This window comes from Plastoroseomonas hellenica (assembly GCF_018129085.1).
Taxonomy (GTDB): domain Bacteria; phylum Pseudomonadota; class Alphaproteobacteria; order Acetobacterales; family Acetobacteraceae; genus Plastoroseomonas; species Plastoroseomonas hellenica.
The window spans coordinates 1-4,713 of the sequence record NZ_JAAGBB010000117.1 but is presented as its reverse complement, the minus strand read 5'-3'; the positions used below and the strand labels follow the sequence as shown (position 1 = coordinate 4,713).

2 protein-coding genes are annotated in these 4,713 nt (G+C 74.1%); both read right to left on the bottom strand.

What is annotated here, in order from left to right; all coding sequences use genetic code 11:
- On the bottom strand, positions 1-2,798 hold a 2,798-nt coding region (addA, locus tag GXW71_RS34175; RefSeq protein WP_211858490.1), incomplete at its 3' end, for a double-strand break repair helicase AddA.
- Between the two features lie 235 nt (positions 2,799-3,033).
- Positions 3,034-4,713 (bottom strand): PD-(D/E)XK nuclease family protein (locus tag GXW71_RS34170; RefSeq protein ID WP_211858488.1); only part of this gene is annotated, 1,680 nt, incomplete at its 5' end.

The following is a 4,713-nucleotide window of genomic DNA, read 5'->3' as shown; positions in this document are numbered from 1 at the left end:
TGCGCATCGCCGGCGCCGGCGCGCATGCGCTCGGCGGCGGGCGGGGCGGTCTGCGGCGCGGCCAGGCGCCGGATCGGGCCGTCCGGCCCCGGCTCCTCCTCGACGCCGGGCAGGCGGGAGAAACCCTCCGCGATCAGGTCGTACCAGCAGCCTTCCGGCCGGCGCTTCTTCTGCCAGCCGGCGATGACCAGCCGGTCCTCCGCGCGGGTCAGCGCGACATAGAGCAGCCGGTGCGATTCCCGCGCTGTCGCCTCCTTCGCCGCATCCAGCAGCGCGCGATAGGGCGGCACGTGGAAACCGGTGTTCGGTGCCCAGAAGGGCAGGGGCGTGCCATCTGCATCCCTGTCCCAGCGCACCCCCTGGTCGGCGCGCCCCGGCGCCACCGTGTCGGGCAGGATGACGACCGGCGCCTGCAGCCCCTTGGCGTTGTGCACCGTCATGATGCGCACCTGGTCCGCCGCCGCATCGGCATCGCGCTTCACCGTGGCGCCGCCCTGGCGCAGCCAGTGCGAAAAGCCCTGCAGGCTCGGCGGATGCGCGCGCTCATGCGCCAGCGCCGCGCCGAGGAATTCATCGATCGCATCCGCCGCATCGGGCCCGAGCCGCGCCAGCAGCGCCGCGCGGCCGCCGAGCTCGCCCAGCAGCTCCGCGAACAGCGTATGCGGCCCGCAGAAATCCGCCCGCGCCGCCAGCCGCGCGAATCGGTCCGCCGCGCGCCCGAGCGCGCTGTCGCCGCCGCGATTTGCCGCCAGCGCCGCAGCCAGCGGCCCCGTCCGCCCCTGCGCCAGCGCGAAGAGATCCGCCTCCGACAGTCCGAACAGCGGGCTCTTCAGCGCGGCCGCGAGTTGCAGGTCATCCTCCGGCAGCAGCAGCGCATCGGCAAGCGCCAGTAGGTCCTGCACTGCGATCTGATCGACCAGTGCCAGGCGATCCAGTCCGCCGACCGGCACGCCGCGCTCCTTCAGCGCCCGCACCAGGGTCGGGATGAAGGCGCCGGTGCGCTTCCGCACCAGCACCAGGATATCGCCGGCGCGCATCGCGCGGCCGCGCGCCGGCAGCATCTCGCCATCCTGGATCCATCCGGCGATGCGCTCCGCGATGCGTTCGGCCAGCAGCGCATCCGGGCTGCCGGTACCGGCCTGTGGCGCCTCCGGCACCAACCAGGGCTCCGGCCTCTCCGCCTCGCCCGCCACGATCACCGGCCAGAGCTCGACCGAGCCCGCCTGTCCCGCGCGGTCCGGGATGTGCCGCAGCGGCGGCTCGTCCTCCGCCACCACGCCGGGCTTCGCCGCCTCGCCTTCGAACACCGCATCGACCAGCGCCAGCACCGGCGCCGTCGACCGGAAGGAGACGTTGAGCCGCACCGCGCGGAAATGCTGCCCGGCGGCCTCGCTGGCATCACGGAAATGCGTCTGCCAGGTCGCGAAGCCTTCGGGATCGGCACCCTGGAAGCCGTAGATGGATTGCTTCACGTCGCCGACCGCGAAGACGCTGCGTCGGCGCTCCGGCTGCGCACCCTCGCCCGCGAAGAACTCCTCGGTCAGCGCGGCGGCGATGCCCCATTGCGCGGCGTTGGAATCCTGTGCCTCGTCCAGCAGCACGTGATCAAGCCCGCCATCCAGCTTGAACAGCACCCAGGCGCTGCCGGGATCGCGCAGCACCGCCCGCGCCCGGTCGATCAGGTCGTCATAGTCCAGCATGCCGCGCCCGCGCTTGCGCGCCTCGTAGTCGCGGATGACCGGCTCCGCCAGCGCCACCAGCGCGGTGGTCGCGGCCAGCAGCCGGAGCGCGCGCCGCCGCTCCTCGACACCGGCAACCCGCTCCGCCTCCGCGCGCATCGCCTCCAGCACCCGCGCATGCTCGGCCCCGAGCCCGCCCTTGGTCGCGAGGTTCCGGTCCGCATAGGGCTTGCCCTCGGTCGTCAGGAAAATGTCCGACCACTCCGCCCAGCGCGCCGCCCGCGCCTCCGCATCCAGCGCCAGCCAAGCCCGCATCCGCGCGCCGCGATCCTGGTCATTGGCGTTGCGGCTAGCGAGCTTCGCCTCGGCCACCGCGCCGAGATCCGGCACCGCCGCCGCAGCCCGCGCCAACAGCGCCGCCTCATCCTCCCCCGCCGTGAGCCCGAGCCGCCGCGCCACCCGCGCCGCCAGCCCGGCATGGCCGTGGCTGCGCTCCAGTGCCTCACCCAGCGCCGCGCGATCGCTGTTCAGCGCCGCCACCAGCTCCCCGAAGGCCGAAGGCGGCGTCAGCCCCGCCAGATCCTCGAGCGGTCCGCGCAGCGCCCCCGGCGTCGCCAGCACCGCCTCCCGCGCTTCCGCCAGCATCACCGCCGCATCGCGGTCCTCCACCACCGCAAACTGCGGCGCCAGCCCCGCCTCCAGCGGGAAGCCCCGCAGCAAGGACTGGCAGAAGGCATGGATGGTGCTGATCCGCATGCCCCCCGGCAGCTCCAGCACCTTCGCGAACAATTGCCGCGCATGCGCGCGGATCGCCGGCTCCGGCCGTTCCCCAGTCAGCGCCGCAATGCGCACATCCAAGCTCGCATCATCCGCCACCGCCCATTCGCCCAAGGCCCGCGCCAGCCGCGTCGCCATCTCCGCCGCCGCCGCCTTGGTGAAGGTCAGGCACAGGATGCGCCCCGGCGCCTGCCGCGGATCGAGCAACAGCCGCAGCACCCGATCCGTCAGCACCTTCGTCTTGCCCGACCCCGCCGAGGCACCCACCCAGGCGGACGCCAACGGATCACTCGCGGCGCGCTGCGCCGCCTGGGCGATGTCGCGGGCGGTGGGAGAGGTCATGGTGAGGTCGCGCCCCGGGAGGGCTCTGCCCTCCCGGACCCACCCGGCAGGAGCCTGCAGGCCCCTGCACCCAGTTGATTTGACGCCCTGGTTGGGAAGGGGTCGCACGGCGCCATCGCGCCGTGCGACCCCTTCCCAACCAGGGCACCAAATGAAGCAGGTCCAGGAGCCTCTAGGCTCCTGGCAGGTGGGGTCTGGGGAGGGCAGAGCCCTCCCCGGGCAACAGTCCCCACCATCACTCCCCCTCCTCCTCGGCACCCGCCCATTCGGCGATGCGCGACAGGTGGTCGTAGTCCCCGCCGCGGGCGGCGCGGAGCGGGTGGGGGCGGGCGGTGAAGGGGGTGCGGTTCAGCAGGAAGCGGGTGACGAGGGCGGCTGCTGCTTCGCGGTTGCCCTCGGCGAGATGGGCGGTGGTCAGCTCGTCTTCGCTGAGGCGGAGTGCCTGGCCGGGCAGGTCTCCGCCCGAGAGGCGCCAGTAGTCGAGGATGGTGACAGGGGCGGGGGGCAGGGTCTCGAAGGCGCCTTCGAGCGCCATCCAGGCTTCGAGGGGGAGTTGCGGCGCGGCGCCGTTCTCCCAGTCTTCGCGCTTGGGCAGGGCGCCGGTCTTGTAGTCGTAGATGGCGAGGCTGCCGTCGCGGAGCATGTCGATGCGGTCGGCGCGGGCAGTGAGCAGGACCTCGCGTCCGCCCTGCATGGCGAGGGGGTGCCGGCCGGCGACTTCGACATGGCTGCGCGCGATCGCGCCCTGGCCGCGGGTTGCGGCTTCCTGCGCGATGGCGAAATCGCCGATGCGGAGCAGGCGCGGGCGCCAGAAGGCGGCGTAGGCGGGGCGGGGGCCGTGCAGCTCCAGCGCTTCCTCCATCGCCTGGGCAAAGAGGATGCGGGCGGCGTCCTCGCCGGGCCAGGGGCGGGCGTCGAGGGCGCGGATGAAGCGCGCCATCGCTTCATGCACCAGCTCGCCATATTCCGGCGCGCCGATATCGGCATCGAGTTCGGGCAGCGGTGCCAGGCGGAGCACGCGCTTCGCGTAGAGCGCATAGGGATCGGCGAGCAGCAACGCGACGTCCGAGAGCGAGATCGCCTCCGGCCGCGCCGCGACGGGTGGGTTCGGAGACGGCCGCTCGCAGGGGCTGATGGCGCGGGGTTGGTCGAGCTGCGCGGCCCAGGCGGCCGCGTCCGATGCCGGCAGCGCGAGGCCCTGGCCGGCGAGGAAGGTCTCCAGGCGCACCAGCCAGCGTGCCGGCACGGTCGGGCTGCCGCCGCGCTTGGCGGCGCGGGTCAGCACGGCGTCCGGCGCCGCGCAGGCGGTCAGCAGGAAGTCGGCGGCGACGCGGCCGATGCGGGCCTCCGGCTCCGGCAGGCCGAATTCGGTGCGCATCGGGCGGCTCATCCAGGGGCCGGGATCGGTCGCCAGCGGCCAGACATTCTCATCGAGCGCGCCGAGGATCACGCGGTCGAAGGAGAGCAGCCGCGCTTCCAGCAACCCCAGGATCTCGATACGCGGATGCGGCGACCCCTCGCGTCCGCGGCTGGCGCGGGCGCTGCGCGCCACGCCCTGCGCCAGCACCGCGTCGAACAGCGCCGGCCAGTCGCGGGGCGCGATCGGCGGCAGTGCCGGCAGCGCATCCGCCAGCGCGGCGAGGTGCAGCGCCAGCGGCTCGCCTTCCGCACCGGCATAGAGGCGGAGCCCGCCGGCAGCCGCCGGCGTGGTCGCCAGCGCCTCGGCGGCGGCCATCTGCGCGGCCAGCAGATCGGCGGCGGGACGCGGCACGGTGCCCGGCACCGCGAATTCGCCAAGCGCCGCGGTAAAGGCTTCCAGCGCGCCATGGATGCGCGCCAGCGCCTCCGCATCGCGCTCCGCGCCGAAGGCGGCGGCGACGGCGGCGCGCAGGCCGCCCAGCCCCGGCGCTGGGCG